Source organism: Hahella ganghwensis DSM 17046 (assembly GCF_000376785.1).
GTDB classification, from domain to species: domain Bacteria; phylum Pseudomonadota; class Gammaproteobacteria; order Pseudomonadales; family Oleiphilaceae; genus Hahella; species Hahella ganghwensis.
The window spans coordinates 50,151-68,217 of the sequence record NZ_AQXX01000120.1; the positions used below are offsets into that span (position 1 = coordinate 50,151).

22 protein-coding genes are annotated in these 18,067 nt (G+C 48.5%); 2 read left to right on the forward strand and 20 right to left on the reverse strand.

Features of this window, described 5'->3' with window-relative positions; genetic code table 11:
* Nucleotides 1–187: 187 nt before the first annotated feature.
* Nucleotides 188–2,467 carry a M4 family metallopeptidase gene (locus F566_RS0115865; RefSeq protein WP_033416385.1) on the forward strand — a complete coding sequence of 760 codons (2,280 nt, stop codon included), beginning with the start codon at nucleotides 188–190 and terminating at the stop codon, nucleotides 2,465–2,467.
* Between the two features lie 110 nt (nucleotides 2,468–2,577).
* On the opposite strand, the gene F566_RS33105 is transcribed toward F566_RS0115865, so the two are convergent.
* The 11 genes from F566_RS33105 to F566_RS38575 all read right to left on the reverse strand — a co-directional run bounded on the left by F566_RS33105 (nucleotide 2,578) and on the right by F566_RS38575 (nucleotide 9,608).
* The gene (locus F566_RS33105) at nucleotides 2,578–2,952 is read right to left on the reverse strand and encodes a hypothetical protein (RefSeq protein WP_020407993.1); all 375 of its coding nucleotides are present in this window, start codon (nucleotides 2,950–2,952) and stop codon (nucleotides 2,578–2,580) included.
* 21 nt (nucleotides 2,953–2,973) lie between these two features.
* Nucleotides 2,974–3,510, reverse strand: a complete 537-nt coding sequence (locus F566_RS33110; protein ID WP_020407994.1) for a hypothetical protein — start codon at nucleotides 3,508–3,510, stop codon at nucleotides 2,974–2,976.
* A gap of 207 nt (nucleotides 3,511–3,717) precedes the next feature.
* Nucleotides 3,718–4,155 (reverse strand): hypothetical protein, encoded by a 438-nt coding sequence (locus F566_RS0115880; protein ID WP_020407995.1) that lies wholly within the window; start codon nucleotides 4,153–4,155, stop codon nucleotides 3,718–3,720.
* Between the two features lie 95 nt (nucleotides 4,156–4,250).
* Entirely contained in the window at nucleotides 4,251–4,895 is a 645-nt protein-coding gene (locus F566_RS0115885; RefSeq protein WP_020407996.1) for a putative adhesin, read from the reverse strand.
* 434 nt (nucleotides 4,896–5,329) lie between these two features.
* A complete protein-coding gene (locus F566_RS0115890; RefSeq protein WP_020407997.1) occupies nucleotides 5,330–6,106 on the reverse strand; it encodes a DUF4184 family protein in 777 nt (258 codons plus the stop codon).
* Nucleotides 6,107–6,145: 39 nt separating this feature from the next.
* A complete protein-coding gene (locus tag F566_RS0115895) occupies nucleotides 6,146–6,649 on the reverse strand; it encodes a GNAT family N-acetyltransferase (RefSeq protein ID WP_033416388.1) in 504 nt (167 codons plus the stop codon).
* A gap of 114 nt (nucleotides 6,650–6,763) precedes the next feature.
* On the reverse strand, nucleotides 6,764–7,228 hold the full coding sequence (locus F566_RS0115900) for a hypothetical protein (protein ID WP_020407999.1): 465 nt from the start codon (nucleotides 7,226–7,228) through the stop codon (nucleotides 6,764–6,766).
* A gap of 25 nt (nucleotides 7,229–7,253) precedes the next feature.
* Nucleotides 7,254–7,745, reverse strand: coding sequence for a protein-tyrosine phosphatase family protein (locus F566_RS0115905; RefSeq protein WP_020408000.1), 492 nt, complete (start codon nucleotides 7,743–7,745; stop codon nucleotides 7,254–7,256).
* 105 nt (nucleotides 7,746–7,850) lie between these two features.
* Nucleotides 7,851–8,465, reverse strand: a complete 615-nt coding sequence (locus F566_RS33115) for a hypothetical protein (protein WP_020408001.1) — start codon at nucleotides 8,463–8,465, stop codon at nucleotides 7,851–7,853.
* A 273-nt stretch (nucleotides 8,466–8,738) separates the two neighbouring features.
* Nucleotides 8,739–9,278 carry a hypothetical protein gene (locus F566_RS0115915; RefSeq protein WP_157496822.1) on the reverse strand — a complete coding sequence of 180 codons (540 nt, stop codon included), beginning with the start codon at nucleotides 9,276–9,278 and terminating at the stop codon, nucleotides 8,739–8,741.
* A gap of 105 nt (nucleotides 9,279–9,383) precedes the next feature.
* Complete coding sequence (locus tag F566_RS38575; protein ID WP_483788247.1) at nucleotides 9,384–9,608, reverse strand: GFA family protein; 225 nt, start codon at nucleotides 9,606–9,608, stop codon at nucleotides 9,384–9,386.
* Between the two features lie 190 nt (nucleotides 9,609–9,798).
* On the opposite strand from F566_RS38575, the gene F566_RS0115925 reads away from it, so the two are divergent.
* Nucleotides 9,799–10,080 (forward strand): hypothetical protein, encoded by a 282-nt coding sequence (locus F566_RS0115925; RefSeq protein WP_020408004.1) that lies wholly within the window; start codon nucleotides 9,799–9,801, stop codon nucleotides 10,078–10,080.
* Between the two features lie 151 nt (nucleotides 10,081–10,231).
* Here F566_RS0115925 and F566_RS0115930 read toward each other — a convergent pair whose 3' ends face one another.
* From F566_RS0115930 to alc, 9 genes are all read right to left on the reverse strand, one after another.
* Entirely contained in the window at nucleotides 10,232–11,005 is a 774-nt protein-coding gene (locus tag F566_RS0115930; RefSeq protein WP_020408005.1) for a riboflavin synthase subunit alpha, read from the reverse strand.
* Between the two features lie 59 nt (nucleotides 11,006–11,064).
* Nucleotides 11,065–11,880, reverse strand: coding sequence for a hypothetical protein (locus F566_RS0115935; protein WP_020408006.1), 816 nt, complete (start codon nucleotides 11,878–11,880; stop codon nucleotides 11,065–11,067).
* A 144-nt stretch (nucleotides 11,881–12,024) separates the two neighbouring features.
* Nucleotides 12,025–12,993, reverse strand: coding sequence for a ribonuclease Z (locus tag F566_RS0115940; protein WP_020408007.1), 969 nt, complete (start codon nucleotides 12,991–12,993; stop codon nucleotides 12,025–12,027).
* 27 nt (nucleotides 12,994–13,020) lie between these two features.
* On the reverse strand, nucleotides 13,021–14,217 hold the full coding sequence (locus tag F566_RS0115945) for a urate hydroxylase PuuD (protein ID WP_020408008.1): 1,197 nt from the start codon (nucleotides 14,215–14,217) through the stop codon (nucleotides 13,021–13,023).
* A 9-nt stretch (nucleotides 14,218–14,226) separates the two neighbouring features.
* Nucleotides 14,227–15,534, reverse strand: a complete 1,308-nt coding sequence (gene guaD / locus F566_RS0115950) for a guanine deaminase (RefSeq protein WP_020408009.1) — start codon at nucleotides 15,532–15,534, stop codon at nucleotides 14,227–14,229.
* Complete coding sequence (locus tag F566_RS0115955; RefSeq protein ID WP_020408010.1) at nucleotides 15,531–16,073, reverse strand: ureidoglycolate lyase; 543 nt, start codon at nucleotides 16,071–16,073, stop codon at nucleotides 15,531–15,533. The genes guaD and F566_RS0115955 overlap by 4 nt, the downstream gene beginning before the upstream one ends.
* 3 nt (nucleotides 16,074–16,076) lie before the next feature.
* The gene (gene uraH / locus F566_RS0115960) at nucleotides 16,077–16,418 is read right to left on the reverse strand and encodes a hydroxyisourate hydrolase (RefSeq protein ID WP_020408011.1); all 342 of its coding nucleotides are present in this window, start codon (nucleotides 16,416–16,418) and stop codon (nucleotides 16,077–16,079) included.
* Nucleotides 16,418–16,957, reverse strand: coding sequence for a 2-oxo-4-hydroxy-4-carboxy-5-ureidoimidazoline decarboxylase (gene uraD, locus F566_RS0115965; RefSeq protein ID WP_026180046.1), 540 nt, complete (start codon nucleotides 16,955–16,957; stop codon nucleotides 16,418–16,420). The genes uraH and uraD overlap by 1 nt, the downstream gene beginning before the upstream one ends.
* A gap of 45 nt (nucleotides 16,958–17,002) precedes the next feature.
* Entirely contained in the window at nucleotides 17,003–18,016 is a 1,014-nt protein-coding gene (gene alc, locus F566_RS0115970; protein ID WP_020408013.1) for an allantoicase, read from the reverse strand.
* Between the last annotated feature and the right edge of the window lie 51 nt (nucleotides 18,017–18,067).

Below are 18,067 nucleotides of genomic sequence, written 5' to 3' on the forward strand. Positions count from 1 at the left end.
GGCATAGCCCTGCCTAGAGCCTGTGAGCAATTTGGCGTAAACGGACGTGATTATGGCAGGAGAAGACAGGAAGTTAGCGCTCAATGACATGCCGGAGGGCAGTTCTGTTTATAGGATGATCAGTGTCAATAACGAGAATACTAAAACCAAGACACAAAAATTAAAAAACCATAAAGGAAATCTACTCGTGAAAATTAAAGTACTTGTAGCTGTCATTGCCGCCATGACAGGAAGCTACACGTTATATCATCAGTTCGGCGATACGCCGGCAGAGATTGCCGAAAGCACCGCTCAGGCCCTGGAACAGGATTTCTCCGTTCCTACGGCATCAGCCCTGGCGAATACCGCTGCACCGAACGTCAAAACCTCCCAATCCTCTAAAGCACCAACGCCAGAAGATGTTGAAGATTTTGTTGCCAGTCTGGAAAACCAACCTGTTCAAGACTACAACCCGCAAGAAGCAAATTTCACTCCGCCGGCCTCTGGGGAGAATGTATTTGAAGGAGAAACCAGATCAGGCTTTGGCAAACCTTTCCACCTGAAGCCAGCCGGCAACGTGCCATTGACGGCGAAAGACGCCAATATGGCAAAGCAAGTCGTTCTGGCAGGCGGTAAACACATGCTTCAAATCGGCGAAAAAGATGATCTTGAACTCAAGACTTCCAAATTCGACGAAAAAGGCAACGTTTACTACAAATTCACCCAGGAATATAACGGCGTTCCAGTTCACGGTCGTGAAACGGTTGTGCAGGCTGACAGCAATGACAATGTCAGCCTGGTCACCGGTGAGTTTGAGCCTGGCATTGAACTGGATGTTACCCCGGGATTGACAGGAAAGGTGGCCTTCTCGAAAGCTGTAGATGGCATGCGCGACAATCTCTATGGCGAGCCAAAGTTCCGCGAAGATCCCAGCCTGCAGATTTATGTATCAGAAAGTGAGGGGCCGGTACTGACCTGGCGCTCGGTCATGGAGTATTCAAGCACAACAGAGGGGTATCGGGTCGACGAAGTTTTCGTCGACGCGAATAGCGGGAAGGTGGTCGACAAACTCCCTCGAATCTACACCTCATTGTCACGTAGCGTCCACTCTATTGACCGGCAATGTTTTGATCCCAATTGGGGAAGCAGCATTCTGCCAGGACGGGAAGTATCACCAAGTTCCGATAACCATGCCAAATCAGCCTATGACAACTCAGGCTACACCTACTGGTTCTACGACAACATGTTCGGACGAGATTCCTACGACGGACGTGGCAAAAAAATGGTCAGCACAGTGCACGCCCTCTTCGCTACTCCGAATGGTGGCTGTTCTGGTGACAACGCTTTTTTTAATGGCAACCAAATGGTTTATGGTGATGGCGGCAATATGCTGCAAAATCCGGCGGGGGCACTTGATATCGTCGCACACGAGCTGACCCACGGAGTCACCTATAGTGAAAGTAATCTGACTTACCGCAACGAATCCGGGGCAATCAACGAAGCATTGTCCGATATTTTCGGTGCCGGTGCAGAAACCTACGTGGACTCTGGTGGTACTGAGAGCAGCCCTCCTTCCGGCGGCCTAAAACCACAACGCAGCAACTGGACGCTTGGCGAAGACGCGTCAGTGAACGGTGGCATGATGCGGAATATGAGTGATCCTGTCGCTGACGGCCAAAGCCGTGACAGTTATGACTCACGTTATACCGGCTCTGAGGATAACGGCGGCGTTCACTTGAACAGCGGCATTATGAACCTGGCCTTCTACCTGCTGTCAGAAGGTGGCGTTCACCCTCGTGGCAGAACCACTAACCGGGTAACCGGCATTGGCATGGAAAAAGCGCTAAAGATTTACTATCACGCCAACACCAACCTGTTCACCGCATCCACAAACTTTGAATCTGCCCGAAACCGTTTAGCACAGTCCGCAGAAGCCCTGTTCGGCCAATGTTCACAGGAATGGACTTCCATTCATGAATCATTCGATGCAGTGAAAGTGAACGGCCGCTGGACTCCATGTGATGATGGAGGAGACGACGGGGGCGATGATGGTAGTGACGATGGCGGCGACGATGGTGGTGATGACGGCGGCGATACCGGTGGCCCGGTGTCCGTATCCAGCGCCCAGGCGTCCAGCTCTTATAGCCAGGCATATCAACCCGCCAACCTTCACGATGGTTCCATGTCGACTCCATGGGTGTCTTCTACCATCTACAACAGTTATCGCCAGGAATGGGTGATGCTGGATCTTGGCAGCACTCGCAATATCTCCGGCATGACCATTCACTGGGATGGCAGTAACTACGCCGGCGCCTATGATATCTGGGTTATGGAAAACGGTCGTTGGGTACCTGCCGAGCAAGTGCGTCAATATCGTTGGGGTGCTGCGGATATCCCACTACAGGAAACCTCCCAGTACATCCTGATTACCATGCGCTACGGTAACTATGGACGCTGGTACGCGATTGATGAAATCACTGTCAGATAGCTTATGGGCTAAGTGAGTCTATTAGCATCAAAGAAAAGCCCAGGCCAAACATTGGCTTGGGCTTTTTTAATAGAAAGGCTATCAACAAATCGCAATCAAGAGCGTACTTGTCACGTCGAATTAATCAATGCTCGATATTCTTCTTCGATATCACTGTCAATTTCCACGCCACGGTTACCGCCGTAGAGTCGATTGTTCTGGTCTTTCCGCGGCCCGGAAATCCAGTACTCATCCCGGCTATCGACTTCAAAGTAGTTCGCTTTAAATCCGGAGCCTTTTAAACTCTGAAATTTTAATCCCCGGTAATAGAGAGTTTTTCCAGTTTTAGAAAAATATACCCGGCCGATGCGAGCTTCCCCCTCCAAGCCTGACGATTTATTTTCGATATACATAATTCTGGAGCGTTCGAGTTTGTACTCTTTGGGTGGCGTAAACTCACGATCGAGCTCTATCCCCCAGTAGTTAAATTTTTTTTCGATATCCATCAGTAAGTCCTGAACAGCGGATTACTCTGCGACCTCACTCAACTCTGATATCACAGAGTGCCCCGCAAGAAACAACAGTGAAAGCGGATCTTCGCCTTCACTTAACGCAACGGTGGGCGATGAATACATGTAATTTCCTTCATCCGTCAAGAAATAAAAATTCACCTGATTATCACTGGGTGGTGGATATGAGGTTGTTACCTCTCCCCTATCGAAAAATTCTTCTGAATAGACCAGAAATCGGCCAGCGGAACTGCGAACACTTTCATGAGACCCCGCCCCGATAATACCGCCACCGTTACTAACATAGAGACTGACAGTACCATCCGCCAGCACCGCGAGGGTGTAATAGTCTCCGTCCGTCAGCCCAGTCTCCATCACGACTCCCCATACAAAAAACGGAAAGTTCCGGGGGTTTACTCCCAATTCTGAAGACTTGAGCGAAAAAAGCATCCGCCTTAACTCGGTTGAGCTCGCTTGGTTTACTTCTGCACTTGATACTGCGGTTAAAAAACTTAAACTCATCATCAACAGAATTTCAGTCAGTCTTTTTTTCATGACCTCTCCGTATGAGTACCCGCATTTATTTGAAGAGACCCTATGAATCTCTCCTTTACTAAAGTATAGGCACTCTTATCAGGATTGATGAAAAACCGGCTCAATTCGTGATGATCAGGGTGACTCGTCTATGTTTACCCTGTTAATGTGCATCTGGACGAAATCAATTATCTAAGTGGTCAAGGCTGTCCAATCTACTTGAGCGATTTAGCAGAAAAGTTTTCTATCCATCACTATTTCAACTCCGTAAATGACAAGAAAGGACATCAGCAACCAAACCAACCATTGGAAACTATTCTGTACCAGGACAACCAAAAGAGGGTTTCCAATAACGTAGTCCATAATCGGCTGTCGCAGCAAAGCCCCATGAATGGCCGCCAACAATGTGGCAAATAGCAATGAGGTCTTGAACCTCCCCATTAATATCAACTTATCGCGAGCCAGAAGATAAAACGCACTGGCAGCAAGACCATATTCGATAGACGTGAGCCCCGCAATATAACGAATATCCCAGGAAGGCTGTACTCCAATGCCTTGCATCTGGTTGCCAATCCAGGCGGGAAGCCATTCAACAGTGGCAACGTGGACAATAAAAGAACTGGCAGAGGCAACGGCGGCCACCATCATCAGTAATAAGTACTTCATCGGCTCCCTTTCCGAGAAATAAATCCTAACCAGGTGCCGCCTCCTGAAGCAGATACGGCACCTATGCTCCTTTTTTTAATTAATGAATCGAAATATCAGGGATTGGTTTTGGCATCCCAGCTACCACTGGATCCAATCATTCGGGAACGGCAGAAAACGCAATGAATATTGCTGTATTTGTAGCCCGTGCTGGCAAGCATATCCAGAACGTGTTTGAGATTCACCCCAGTCATCAGTTTGCGATTACGAACCGTCAATACGTCAAACTTCGGGAAAGGATTTGGGCAAATGCGCTGAACATACGCCATCATTGACTCATCACCACTGTCGATCGCTTCCTGCCGAAGATTGATAAACGTTCGGTTAGCGTCGATATCCCGGCTGATGGTGTCGTAGGTCTCGCCCATATCTTCACTCTGATATTTGGAGAGACTATAGTTTCTGATCTTTTCGTTACGCTGCAAGCGCTGCAGAAACTTGGTTTTGCCGTTGATAACATTACCCAGCCCAGGGTCCAGAAGTGTCTTGGTATGAGGTCCGTAGAGATAGAGCTGCGTCCATTCAGGAACACCAATCCAACCTCCAAGCCCGGGAACCTGGCGAGCCCGACCAGTCTGTTTTCCAAAATCCGGACGTGGGATATACCCCCCATGTGAGGTGATCAGCAGATTTTCTGCCATCATTCCGGTGTTGTCAGTAAACAGGTAAAGCTTGTCTCCCAGAGGTATTTTTTTGGCCATACTACTTCCTATTACGATTTCCTGTGATTATGTTGCCTGAACAAATTTACCTTCATAGCATTTGATCGAATGCCACGACACTCAATCTATTGAAATCAAACACAATGTTGGAAAATTCATCCACAAGCGCTTACATCAAAAACACTATAGAACTCATCCAAGCGGAAAAGTTCACAGCGCGGTCCATTAAATGGCATTTAGTTTTGAGAGGTCACAATAGAGGCAGGCAGCGGGTTTGGATAATTGGAAAGTTTTATCGGGTTGATTTAGAGAGCCTCTGAAAAGCTTTGCTCACGTTTTTCGTTATCAATGCTCTGCCCGATCATTGAGAGAGCATTCTAAAATGGCGCCGGACTTATTCAATTAGGCGAATTCGTAATGCAGATAGGTAGTGATCCTTACGGAAAGACTTAACTCTCTCCGATAATCATTGCTCACCCCTTTTTACAGAAATAAGTTCTTCGGGTTATCCAAAACTTAAAAATCAGCGAATAGAAGAGCAACAAAGTCAGGCCACCACTGATGGATTGCTTGATCGTACGCCCTAATATCTCACCTAACCCAGAAGACTGGCCCAAAAGTTGGAAGAGGAATATTACAACCGGCACAGCCAAAAAGCTCAGTACGATGAAAGCGACAGCTTTACTGGAAAAACCAACACCGTCCACTGTTTCAACAGGAGGCATTTTTTGCAACATACGCCAGCAAAGTAAGAGTAGCAACAGTCCACCGAAGAGGGTACTACCATGCTGAAGAACCTTGAAATAGGGAACTTTGTAACCCAAAAATTCAACTCTCTGTTGCAGGACCGACAACCACTCAACGCCCCAGCCACCTTTATGAGTAAAGCCATCCCACACAATATGGGTAATGGCTCCAGTGATAATAGCTGCGCCAGCATAAAGAAAAGTTTTAGCCCCCATCGGCATGGTATTACGATAGCACTGCAGCCGGGACTGCAGGTAATTCGGACTGTTATCAATAATGAACTGCTTACCGAGACTTTCAAATAGCATAAAAGCGATAAGCCCCGCCGGCAGGCAATAAAGAAAAAGCCCTATCAGGGAATGGGAGAACCAATAACTTCCAACAGGAATGAACATCGGAAAATCCGGAATCATAGCGCCAATCGCAAGGGCAGCCAAAGGCAACTTTCTGAACCAGAAATAGAAAGGCATGATTGCCAGCGTATGAACAGGTGTAAAGGGCATAATTGAGCTAGGGGTTGAGTTCCCCCCAAGTGCGTTTCGTTAGTTGGTCTTCCGCTCAAGAATAACCGTATTTCTCGATCCCGCTTCCCTTCGATCCGGATCATAGAAGGTATCGATCAGAGAAAAGCCAGCCTTTCTCATCATACCCGCTGACGCCAGGTTTTCTTCATGTCTTTCAATCAAAACGGTTTTCAAACCGTTATTGCGGGCATCCTCAATACAATGATTCAACAATCTTGTGGCAATACCCTGCCCTGAATAATCCGCACTGACGACCACATCCCCAATAAAGCACATGTCTTCAATCGGACCATACTTTCTCAGGTATTGCGGACTGGCATCACCATCGATCAGCACCGCCAGACCAATCACCTGGTCTTGGTCCAAAGCTATATAGGCCGAAGCCATGCCATCCCGAACAAGAGAGAACTCGTCCTCAACCCCTTCTTCGGTCAGATAATTCCATTCATTGGGCCCTTCTTTCCATAGAAGTTCCTTTAGTTGATCGAGTTCATTGGCAGAGGTTTTGCGGTAGATAATCACCAAGGGACCTTTTCTTGAAAAAGCGGGATTTCCGGGATATATACTCGTCAGAGGAAAGAAAAGCAACAACCGTCCTGCAGCCGTCCAGAATAACGCCTTCTACACACGGCTTATTTAAATAGAAACCTGTTCCAGGTACGTAGATAAAGTATCATGCAGCCTTTTCCGGCAATCATCCATAGAAAAAAGAACACCTTGTTCAACCAACGAAAATTCATCGTCAATTCGATCAAGTTCCCAATAGAAATCATCGGGTAACTTGGTTAAGCAGGAAACACCTATTGCCATTTTGATCAAAGATTGAAGATCACCATCTGCTACTAACCGTTGAAGTATATCTGAGAGCAGCATTGCACCAGACCATTGAAGATTTCTCTCTCCTTCAACGTCTCTTAATGCATCCATTACACCATTGCGCCCTTTTGGCTGACTCAGTGCTACTTCGATGATTTCGACGGGAGGCTCCTTCTGTTCCTCAACGACGCCCTCTGCCCATGAAATCGCCTGCTCATAGTTTAGGATTCCCAACTGGATACCAATGAGATAGTAATCTGCAATGACGCCAAAATCGTTTGCCATAAGGAAGTTACGGTTGAGCCCTGGATCAGCTCAATTTACCAGCCTCAAAATCACAAATAAAATCATACTGTTCCTGAGTATCCGGAATGCTGATACCACGAGCTGAAGAGATCATATCTATCGCTGTTTGAGCGTTGTATTGATCTTTGATCAAAAGACAGCTTGCCAGTATTCCAGTTCGGCCAATGCCTGCCCGACAATGAATGGCGAGGACCTGCCCGGACGAAACCTCCAGGTAAAGAGCATCGACCAAATCTGACAATGCAGCGGTTTTTGGTAAACCCCGATCCCGGATAGGGAAGTTGAGGAACTCAATCCCATACTGTTGTAATACCGCCTTTTCCTTGGCCAGTCCAAGCTCAGAGGCTTCCTGAACTTCCATCAGCGACAAAACCTTTGTGATTCCCAGCTTGGCAAAGTATCTGACGTCATCCTCCAACCACTCTGAAGACGGTCGTGGCATAACGAAAAGGGAGCCTTTTCCGATTGCGGTGACTTCAAATACTGGAGGAATCATAGCGCCAAGTCTCACTTCAATTCGTGTAGGGGGTTAATGCCAAACAAAAAAGAGAGTCTACTCGAGTAATTCAGAGGACCCTCTTCTTCACCGAGCTGTTTAGCTTTAAATATTATATTCTGAATCTTTTCCGCTAGACATCATGGTCAGTTTTCCTTCTGTTTGCATCTCTTGGATAAAGTTCAAAAGAACTTGCTCCACAATGCGACCGAATCCATCGGCCATAGTCGTTGGTTGAACATTTTCAAATGGCGCATCGCTATTGCCGATTGTGGTATGTAATGCATGCTGGTACTTCTTCGTCATATCTTCGCCGTTACCGTCTGAGTAGACGATAGATACTTCGTAGTGGTCAGTTACAGTCGATCCAGCCGCGCCCAAGGTAAGCCCTGTCCCGAATCCTTTCATCGCAGCCTGACCAACATCACCAATATTATTGACGGTTACAGACAGCGTCACATCTGAGTCTTCCTTCGAAGGAACAACAACGCCAGAGGCACGAAGAATTCTCTCTACGTGTCCGCGAACTTCCTGATAAGCCGCAGGAAGCAGGACACCGTTTCTTTGAAATTCAACGTTTATTTTGGTGTTATACTTTTCTTCAACCGGCTTGATATCCTCGTAGGTAGCCCTCCCAAACGCCGGATCAACATAGCTTTTAGAAGAGACACATCCTGTTAATACCAGCACAACGGCCAGCACAGAAATAAGCTTTATCATTTTTTAACCTTATGAGATTTACATCAAACTATTAATTCCATGACAGACTGCCAGGCGGTCGCGACATTATGTCATTTAGACTTGAATTTCTAGATAATTTTCTACTTATATAAGAATAGGAATAGACAGATGGCTGTCACATGACAGCTCAATGACTAGAGGATTTATTCCTCTCTATTGGTAGGACAATACCGTCTCTGACATTGAGCCGGTATTGATTACAAACTATGGCCATTGCAAAAGCAGGCCACAATTGCAAATGCCAGATAGGTGCTAGCCTATTGCTCCCATATCCCGGTAAACATATTCTCTCGCGGTTTGCTGGCAATCGTTTCCATATCCATTGGTCAAGTAATGCTCCAGGGCCTCTCGGTTGTTGGCAGCGCCTATTCCTGTGGCATCCAGTTCATAAAACCCAAAGTTGGGGTCGAATAAGAGTACTGAGGTCCCGCCACCGGTAACACACATCACCTCGTGATTTTGACCGCTTGAGGGCATTGGAGAAGGACCGGTATAAACGGCAATCCTGAAATGGTGATTCGCAGTCAGAGGGCCACCAGCCCCAAAGTTATAATTCGCTACGGGTTCCTGATCATTGTTGCGTTGATTTTTGGCCCAATTGAAACAGCTGACATACTGCCGGTATTGCTGGGCGGCAGTCTTCAACGTCTGGTAGTTTTTATTGTTCCATCCTGCCCAGGCCCCTTTCGCGTTTTGGTTAACCTCCCGAGTCATATACTCGCAAACCCAGTAGCAAACGCCACGATTATCAAACAACGCCTGATTTAATTGGTGAAGAGTTGTTATTGCCATGATTGAATCCTCCTTGTCAGAGTCTTTAGATCCACCGCCAACAACAGACATGGGTAGCCAGATTTCAGTGTAGTTCAGGGTTCTCCAGGCGTCACAGAAATATGATCAGGATTTAAATTCCAGGGCCTTCATGCATTCATCAAAATGCCTGACGTAAATACAAGATACAGATTGCTTATGATGGGGGGCTACACAGACAACCAGCATGCTCGTAAAGGCAGCGCCATGGTGCCGCCGGTACATGGAACAATGGCAGTGGCTGACATTATAAAGGCGCCCAGTGATTTCATAGCGAACTTTGCCACATAAACATTTGCCTTTAATTGACATTTTTATTCGCCCTTATTGCTAAACATAACGGGAAAGTCGCACTGAGAGAATATGGTATTGAGGATATCTTAATGACAGGCGCTGCAAGTCGTAGTCTGCTTGGAGATGCTGTAACATAGTATCCCTTTTTGCGGGCTGGGTTTTCGTTAACCTAATACCCGCTGTGATTTTTGTCTGGAGAAATTCATCATTGGAAGATTTAGCTGAAGGCCTGTTAAAGGGGCTACTGCGCTTAGTTGGCGTAGTAGTACGTACATTAATCTGGCTTATCTGGGAACTTTGTTTAGAGGTGATCACCTGGTATGTCGGCTGGCCTGTTTGCCGTGCCTTGAGCTTTAATCAATATCCGAAAGTATCGATCAACGACCACGATCAGGCATCAAACTTCACAGTGGGCGTCGTATCAATAGCTGGACTGGTCACATTATTTGGTACCGCGATTGTTATTGCGAAGCTGGTTGGGTGGGGTTAAGCATTGCATTGACTCACCTTGTTATCGCAGCACTCCGCATTCATTTACTCCCTAAGACAACGGCAAACAAAACGTCACCCCAGTTCCGCATGCTGATCCTCATGCCGCGTAAACATCAGCAAAGCAGGATTACCGGCATTGCGTTAGGCATCTATGATTTGTTGTTTGGTCCAGATGATGGTGGGGTTATCGCCCGATTGTTTATGGGCGGGGCGTATGGTGTCGTCAACATCCCACGTTTTACCCCCAATGCATGGAGATCTACGCCTTGGTCAGACAGCAGTCGCTCAAACACAGGTAAAAGTGCGCCCAGGTTCTCGTTCAAAGTGTCCCTGACAGTATCCACCATCACCTGAGTGCCACGCTCAATTTCCACATTAATATGGTCACCAGTACCTTTGCTTTCAAATACGGTCATTCTGCGCGTTTCAGGGATCAGCCAGACCTCAAACCAGCCTTCCGTCTTATCTACATTAGCGATAGTCAGGCTGGCACCGTTCAACGCGATATATCCCTTTGGAAAAATGTACCGCTTCCAGTCCCCTTCCAGTGCCAGCTTCAGACAGTAGTTGTCCTCAATCTGATCTATGGACAGGATGTGCGTTTTAAAGTCCACATGGCCGGACAATGGATGACCACCAATTTCAGCACCATCCTTTGCAGCTCGCTCAGCATTCACATAGGCGTCCGCTTCATACTCGCTTAACGTGGTGATGAGCAGGCTTTGAAGCATGACGTCAAACTTGACCAGCGTCTCTGACAGAATATCTGTCACGGTGAGACAGACGCCATCAATGGCCACACTGCCACCAATTTCCAGGCCTTCACAAAAACCGTCCGGGAAAGCGATAACAAAAGTGCGAATGCCATTTTGGTCAGTGACGTCTGTAATTCTGGCAACAGTCTGAACAATCCCCGTAAACATGACATTTCCCTATTCTTGAATCATTTAGCCATAACCTTGAATTTGACCGGCAAACCTGATCAGATTACGACGTTTAGCTGCGTTTCACAGTATCTTTCAAGGTCACCGTAGTAAGAACCCGAGTCCTGAAAAAATGCCTTTGGAAGTACGCCATAGCGCTTCAAAGATTCAGCCACCCACTTCAAACCAACTTCTTCAGCCCGCATGTAGGCTTTCATGCCTTTCTCAATGCGTTCACTTTGGGAACTGAAATCTCTGAACTTCAAGCTATTGCCACAACCAAAATAGGCGAAGTCAACTCGGGGACGCAGAGCCAGAAATCTGACCACCGGACAATCGAAAGAGTTATAAGCCGATTCCACCAGAGAACCAACAATGTTCTCCTGCTCCCAGACAAAGAACTCGTGGTAGAGATTCCATCGCTGGTTCTGACTGAAAGGGGTCGACGAAGAATTTGATTGATGACAGGCAACCAGAGCATCGATCAACGAGGAACTGAACTGAATATCAGAATGATCCTTCGGTGCTTCTCTGTATATTTTGGTATAAAAATAAAGTGCGTAAGCCTCAGCACATACCTTTCGGTTGATATCCAATATGCTGTTGACCAGTTCTTCCAGTGCCGCAATGTTGGATTGATACTGCGACTTTTTGATCCAATGCCGGGAAGCCAGTATTTTCCCCACCAGCATCCCTTTTCTGACAAAACCACTCGCCCATAACGCGCCATGGGCGGCGATCAGTGGAAAGACATTTCTTCCACCGGAATCTTTATACATGTGGTAATAAACACTTGCCCGTTGACCCAGGTCATCGAGATCTCCGGCCAACAAATATCCCTTTCTTCTCAGCTTGTCGTATACATCCATTGCCATTGTGGCTAACCAACCCTGATTACTGCCCGTGTCGTTAATATCCCTGTGGCATGATTGCCTTACATAGTATTCGTTAGGGAACCTGCAAAAACTTCCCGCGTAGCCATTGCAGCTTCGCCAACGTTTTCACAGGTGCCTTAGATATTACTCCTTTTTAGAGAGAACACCATTCTTTTTCAGGTTATAGCATTCCAAATCATTAGCCAGAAACAGGTGACCGGAATAGACTGCATTCGCCTCATTCTCTATATCGGACAGAGATTGTCCTGACGTGCTTCCTGCGTCGTATCTGGGACTGAAATGAGTCAATACAAGATTGGGCAATTGATGAGACTCGGCAAACTCCGCTACGCGTTTGGCCGAACTGTGCTGAGGCCCAGGACCGATTCGTTCCAACTGGTCCTGAGTATAAGTGGCCTCGTGTACCAGAACATCCACATCGGTTATCACCGGTACCAAAAGCTCAGGCGTATCGTTATCTCCCGCAATAATAATTCGCCTGGCTCTATCCGGTGGCAACAGAAAATCATCAGATTCGATTTCCCTGCCATCCTGCAGCAAAACGCGGCTTTCACTCTGAATTTTGCCCCAAATAGGACCAGAGGGGATTCCTGCCGATTTCAGTTTGTCGACATCAAGTTTCCTGGCGGATGCCTGCTCTGTAAAGACGTAGGCAAAGGACGGAACCCGATGTGACAGTCTGACGGCATCAATATTCAAATCCACTCCCTGAAGTCCTTCAGATAGCTGTTCTTCGACGTCCAGAAACCTGATTTCGAAGTTCAGCCACAGCTCGGTGGATTTAATCACGCCTTCGATAAAATCATGCACTTGCTTTGGACCGATCAGGCTGACAGGCTCTGTCCGCCCCTGCATGGCCATACTGGCCAGCAATCCGGGCAGTCCATAGCAATGATCCCCATGAATATGGGTAATACAAATGGCCTGTAGATTCTTTAAAGTCAGGTTGGTTTCCAGAAGCCGGTGTTGTGTGCCTTCGCCACAATCCACCAGATACCAGGCTTTGGCGTTGGCTTTGCGAATCGCCGCACCGGACACATTACGGCGTTTGGTGGGAGTGCCTGAGGATGTACCTAGAAAGATGATTTCCATAAAGGTTTATCTACCTACTTCCATCACTTACTGCCCATTGCCCTTCTCCGAAAGCCACCCAACAATCGCCGCTCTTTCTTCATCCGTCATTCCAGAGCGATTTGCCAGCGGCATGTAGTTTGTTTCGATCACGCCTTTGATACGGGCAAAACCTGCACTCTCTACCTGCTCCAAGGTTTCCAGGAAAAGGCCGGCCGGTGCGGCAGGGAACATGTCATCCGTGGGTGTTGCCGCATGACAGGTCGCGCAACGAGACTGAAGCACAGCCAGTGCTTTGGCATCGGTAAAACCTTCATCAGATGGCATTGCCTCACGGCTGCTGGTAGGCGCAATGGCTGCGGCGACGGCAGCCAGTAATGCTGCACTGATGACCAGAATAATCGGTTTACTGACGCCTTTATGACGGAGATTGAAGAAATGCCTGGCAAATGCCGCTATACCGCCAATGGCAATCAACAATGCCCAGCCGTATTCATGGGCATACACCATCGGGTAGTGGTTGCTGATCATGATAAACAGCACGGGTAAAGTCAGGTAATTATTATGGGTCGACCTCAGCTTGGCAAACTCTCCCAATGCTGGGTCAGGGCTCTCACCTTTCTCGACGGCACTGACCAACCCCCTCTGAGCCGGCATAATGCCAAACAGCACGTTCCCGGCCATGATGGTGCCCATCACGGCTCCAACGTGAATATAAGCGCCTCTGGCGGAGAACAGCATATGCGCCACATAACTAGCTACAGCCAACACCAGAAACAGTACAACGCCAAAAGCGATACCATTATTTCGTAACGGTGTTCGTAACAGGCCTTCATAGATAACAAAGCCGGCAAGTAAAAAGCCCAGACCCGCCGCAATGGCCTCCGGTACAGATAACGCCAGCTTGGTGGCGTCTATCAGATATCGATCCGCCCCCAGATAATACACAATCCACAATAGGATAAAGCCTGTTAACCAGGTGGTATAAGCTTCCCATTTGAACCAATGCAAATGCTGCGGCATTTTCTCCGGCCCCAACTGATACTTGGCGACTTCATAGAAACCGCCGCCATGTATGGCCCAGAGATCTCCTTTGATTCCTTTGTCTTTCTTCCATTGGGGCGGTTCTTCCAGGCTGTTATCCAGCCAGACAAAGTAGAAACTGGCACCAATCCAGGCAATCCCCGTGATCACATGGAACCAGCGAAAGAATAACGAGAACCAGTCGGTAAGATAGGCTTCCATCAGATCCCCTTAATCATTCAGACTGCTTTGATACAGGCACTGGCCGGCCACCCAGGTTTCCGCAATGCTGCGGTCATCGCCAAGAATCATCATGGCAAATAACCGGTCTTCCAGTGTCTGACATTTGGAGATACGGCGCTTGATCAGTGGCGTTGCGGCATAATCCAGGACGATGAAATCCGCCTCTCGATCTGGCTGTAAAGTTCCGATCAGATGATCCAACTTCAATGCCTTGGCGCCTCCCAGTGTGGCAAGATAAAACGCCTTCAGGGGCGACAGTTTATGCTGGCGCAACTGGGCAACCTTATAAGCCTCATTCAGTGTCTGCAGCATGGAAAAACTGGTGCCACCGCCAACGTCAGTTCCCATGCTGTAGCTCACTTTCGCCTTTTCCAGCGCGGCCAGGTCAAGCAAGCCACTGCCCAGAAACAGGTTGGATGTGGGGCAAAACGAAATACTCGACTGAGTGTCTCTCAGCCGCGCATGCTCACGTTCGCAAAGATGAATACCATGGGCAAACACACTGCGGGAAGACAGAAGGCCATTCTGGTCATAGACATCCAGATAGTCCTCAGCGCCAGGAAACAGCTGCTGAACAAAGTCCACCTCATCCGTGTTCTCGGACAAGTGAGTCTGCATGAAAATCCCAGGGTACTCCTGCAATAACTGCCCGGCTTTCTGCAGCTGCTCATCGCTTGAGGTGATGGCAAATCTCGGCGTGACCGCATATAGCTGACGGCCACGGCCATGCCATTGTTCGATCAGGGCCTTGCTGTCTTCATAACTCTGGTCGGCTGTGTCACAAAGATAATCCGGCGCATGGCGATCCATCATCACTTTACCGCAAATCATCCGGGTATTGCGGGATTCTGAAGCCTCGAAAAAGGCCTGCACCGATTGCGGATGCACGGTACCAAAAACCAACGCCGTCGTCGTGCCCGCTTTGATCAGTTCATCCAGAAAGAAATCGGCCGTTTCCCGAGCCGTTTGCGGATCTGAAAATTGCTTCTCCGTGGGAAAGGTGTAGTTATTCAGCCACTCCAGTAACTGTTCGCCATAAGACGCCAGGACATCTACCTGAGGATAATGAATGTGCGTATCAATAAAGCCCGGCATGATGAGTTTGTTTTGATACTCCAGAACCACGGCATCTGCGGGAATGGCGGACAACAGCTCACTGGCTGGCCCGATGGCTTTGATCAGCCCGTCCTCGATAATCAGAATACCGTCGTCGTAATGCACGTATCCCTGGTCCGTTGATTGATCAGGATCGTCCGTAAAGCTGAGTATTTCGCCTCTCAGCACATTTAAACTCATGATGCGATTGCCTCATCCATGTTGATGATGATTGATAGGGATGGATCAAAATAATGTTCCACGCAATTGTTCCCCGGTCCTTTACGATCCACGACCAGAAAGTCACAGACTTTGTTCAGCCCCAATACCGGGTGATGCCAGGTGTTGCGAGCGTAGTTAACGCCTTGGTCCGCTCCAGCCAGAAACAAAGTTAGCGAGGCCGGATCTGGAGTATTTTCGGCCTCCCCTTTTTTGGGAAGCCCGACCAGCACCAGATAAGGCTCGCCGGATACCGGAATAAACGCCTGGCTACCCAGAGGGTGCCGTTCCATCATTTCGATGGTCATTGGCAAGGTTCTGGGCTGGGCACGAAAGAGATTCATCACCCCATAGTCCTCGGGGCCAGACAGCTCTACCGGGGCCAGTGAATCATAACGTAGTGTATTACCTTGATTGATCACCAAAGGCTCTTGATCAGAGATTTCAATCACCTGACCGAATTGAGCAAAAGCCTCACGGGTCAGAGGTTCAGGCCTCAGGGTCAAATTCAGAGTGCTCATGACTTAGCTGCCACGGTAGGTGGAAAATCCGTGGGCCGCTAAAAGTAGCGGCACATGATAATGCTGATCCGGATGTTCAATGCGGAAATCAATCTGAACTTCCGGATAAAAGCAACGCTCATTCTTACCGGCGTAATAGGCATCTGTATCAAACCAGATGCGGTAAGTCCCCGCGATGCGAGTCTGTCCTTCCAACCAATCAGTGATCCGGCCATCATCATTGGTCACGCCCTCGGCAATGGAACTCCATTCCCCCTGCTCTTTGCGAAACAATTTGACGGGAACACCTGCGGCCGGGCGACCTGCCTGAGTGTCCAATATATGTGTGGTAATTGGGCTTGCCATTATTGCTCTCCCGATGGCTGTTCAAAAAGTTTCCTGAGACGGATTTCGGTGATCTTGCTCTGCTCACCGGCACCTATCTTCAACTCGGTGTCCCGATCATTGATCAGTCGCGCTCGCAGAATCTCCAGCATTTCTTCCGCGCTTTTACCTGTTGCACAGACAATAAAAATAAATCCATTCTGGGCTTCATACTGGTCATTCGCACTTTTCAGAGCCTGCAACACGTCTTCCGGAGCCTGCTTTACGGCCCCCTGCTCTGCACCCGCCAGACCAGCAGTATGGGCGTATTTGGCCCGTAGGCTGTTTACATCACCAATTTTTGGATGACCCGAAAACGCCTCAAGAATGTCTGCTTCCTGCATCGTCGCCCAGATTTCATCGGCTGCTTTAACCAGTTCGTCAATGGAAGCATAGGGCCTTCCCTCCACCATACCGCGACACCAGCTCATTGCGGTGCAACAGGATTCCATCTGCGCGATCGCCTCTAATTCCTCCGTCTGGTTAAACGCCTCCAGTTTCTTAATTGCTGCTATATCCACGCTGGCTCCTTTTTCCACACAGGCTCCATCTGTTTCCGCTGGGGTTCACGCTTGACCACGCAGACACCACACCTTCAAACGACTGACACCACCATCCGGGAAAATTTTCAAACGAATATGGCTGATCGTTTGATCCTGGTTCTTCACTTCTTTCATAAACCGGTGCTGGCGATCAGCATGCAATGGCGTCTGTTCAATCAGAGGTAACCAGTTGAGTTCATCCACATTGCTTTCCGTCACTTCCGCTCCAGCTTCCAGCTTGACCGCTTCTAGTGTGAAAGAGGCGGGAAAATTGCCTTTAAAGTGAGCCGTATCCACTTCGACTTTAGCCACTTTACCGAGATCCCCCAGCTTCAGCACCAACCAGTCACAATCACGCCCTCCACGTCGGCGCTTGGTTTCCCAGCCATCTCCCATGTCCTTGCCACGCCCTGGCATCAACAGGTTTTCCATTGGGCTGAAGAACATGTCGGAACATAACAAAGGACGACCGCCGTTGACGATCGCGGCCAGATCAATAGGTTCCCCGGGCAGATACCAGTCCCAATCCGGCGTTACTTCGCCATAGACTTTCAGCCGTGCAACACCACCGTCAGGAAAGATGTTGAGACGAATATGTGTCCAGGTTTTGTCACTGTTTACGTCCAGCAGATTGTGACTGCCCGGCTCCACTTCTGTTCTGGCTAATATTTCCACCCATTGGGTGCTTTCATCAGGATCTCCCTGCAGAGAACAGGCCTCCACTGACACGGATTTCGGCGCGTTACCAAGAAAGTGACTGGTATCCACATCCAGCCCTTTGATAACTCCGGGAGCCCCAAGTTTTATGATGCACCAGTCATAGCCGGAATCGCGGCGACGGCGCGATTCCCAACCGTCCATCCACTTGCCGCGGTGAGTGTATTTATCCTCGATAAATACCGCTGGATCAGGATTCAGCAGGTTTTCCATCTCTGCAAAAAAATCATCACTGCAGCTTAACGCCTGCCCGCCCAAACGGCGGCTGGCCAGATCCGTGTAACGAGAGGAGAAACGGTTGTATTCGACTTTGTTTGCCATAAGGTTACTGTGCTAATCCCTGGTTAAAGTGACTCTGTATTTGGACAACAG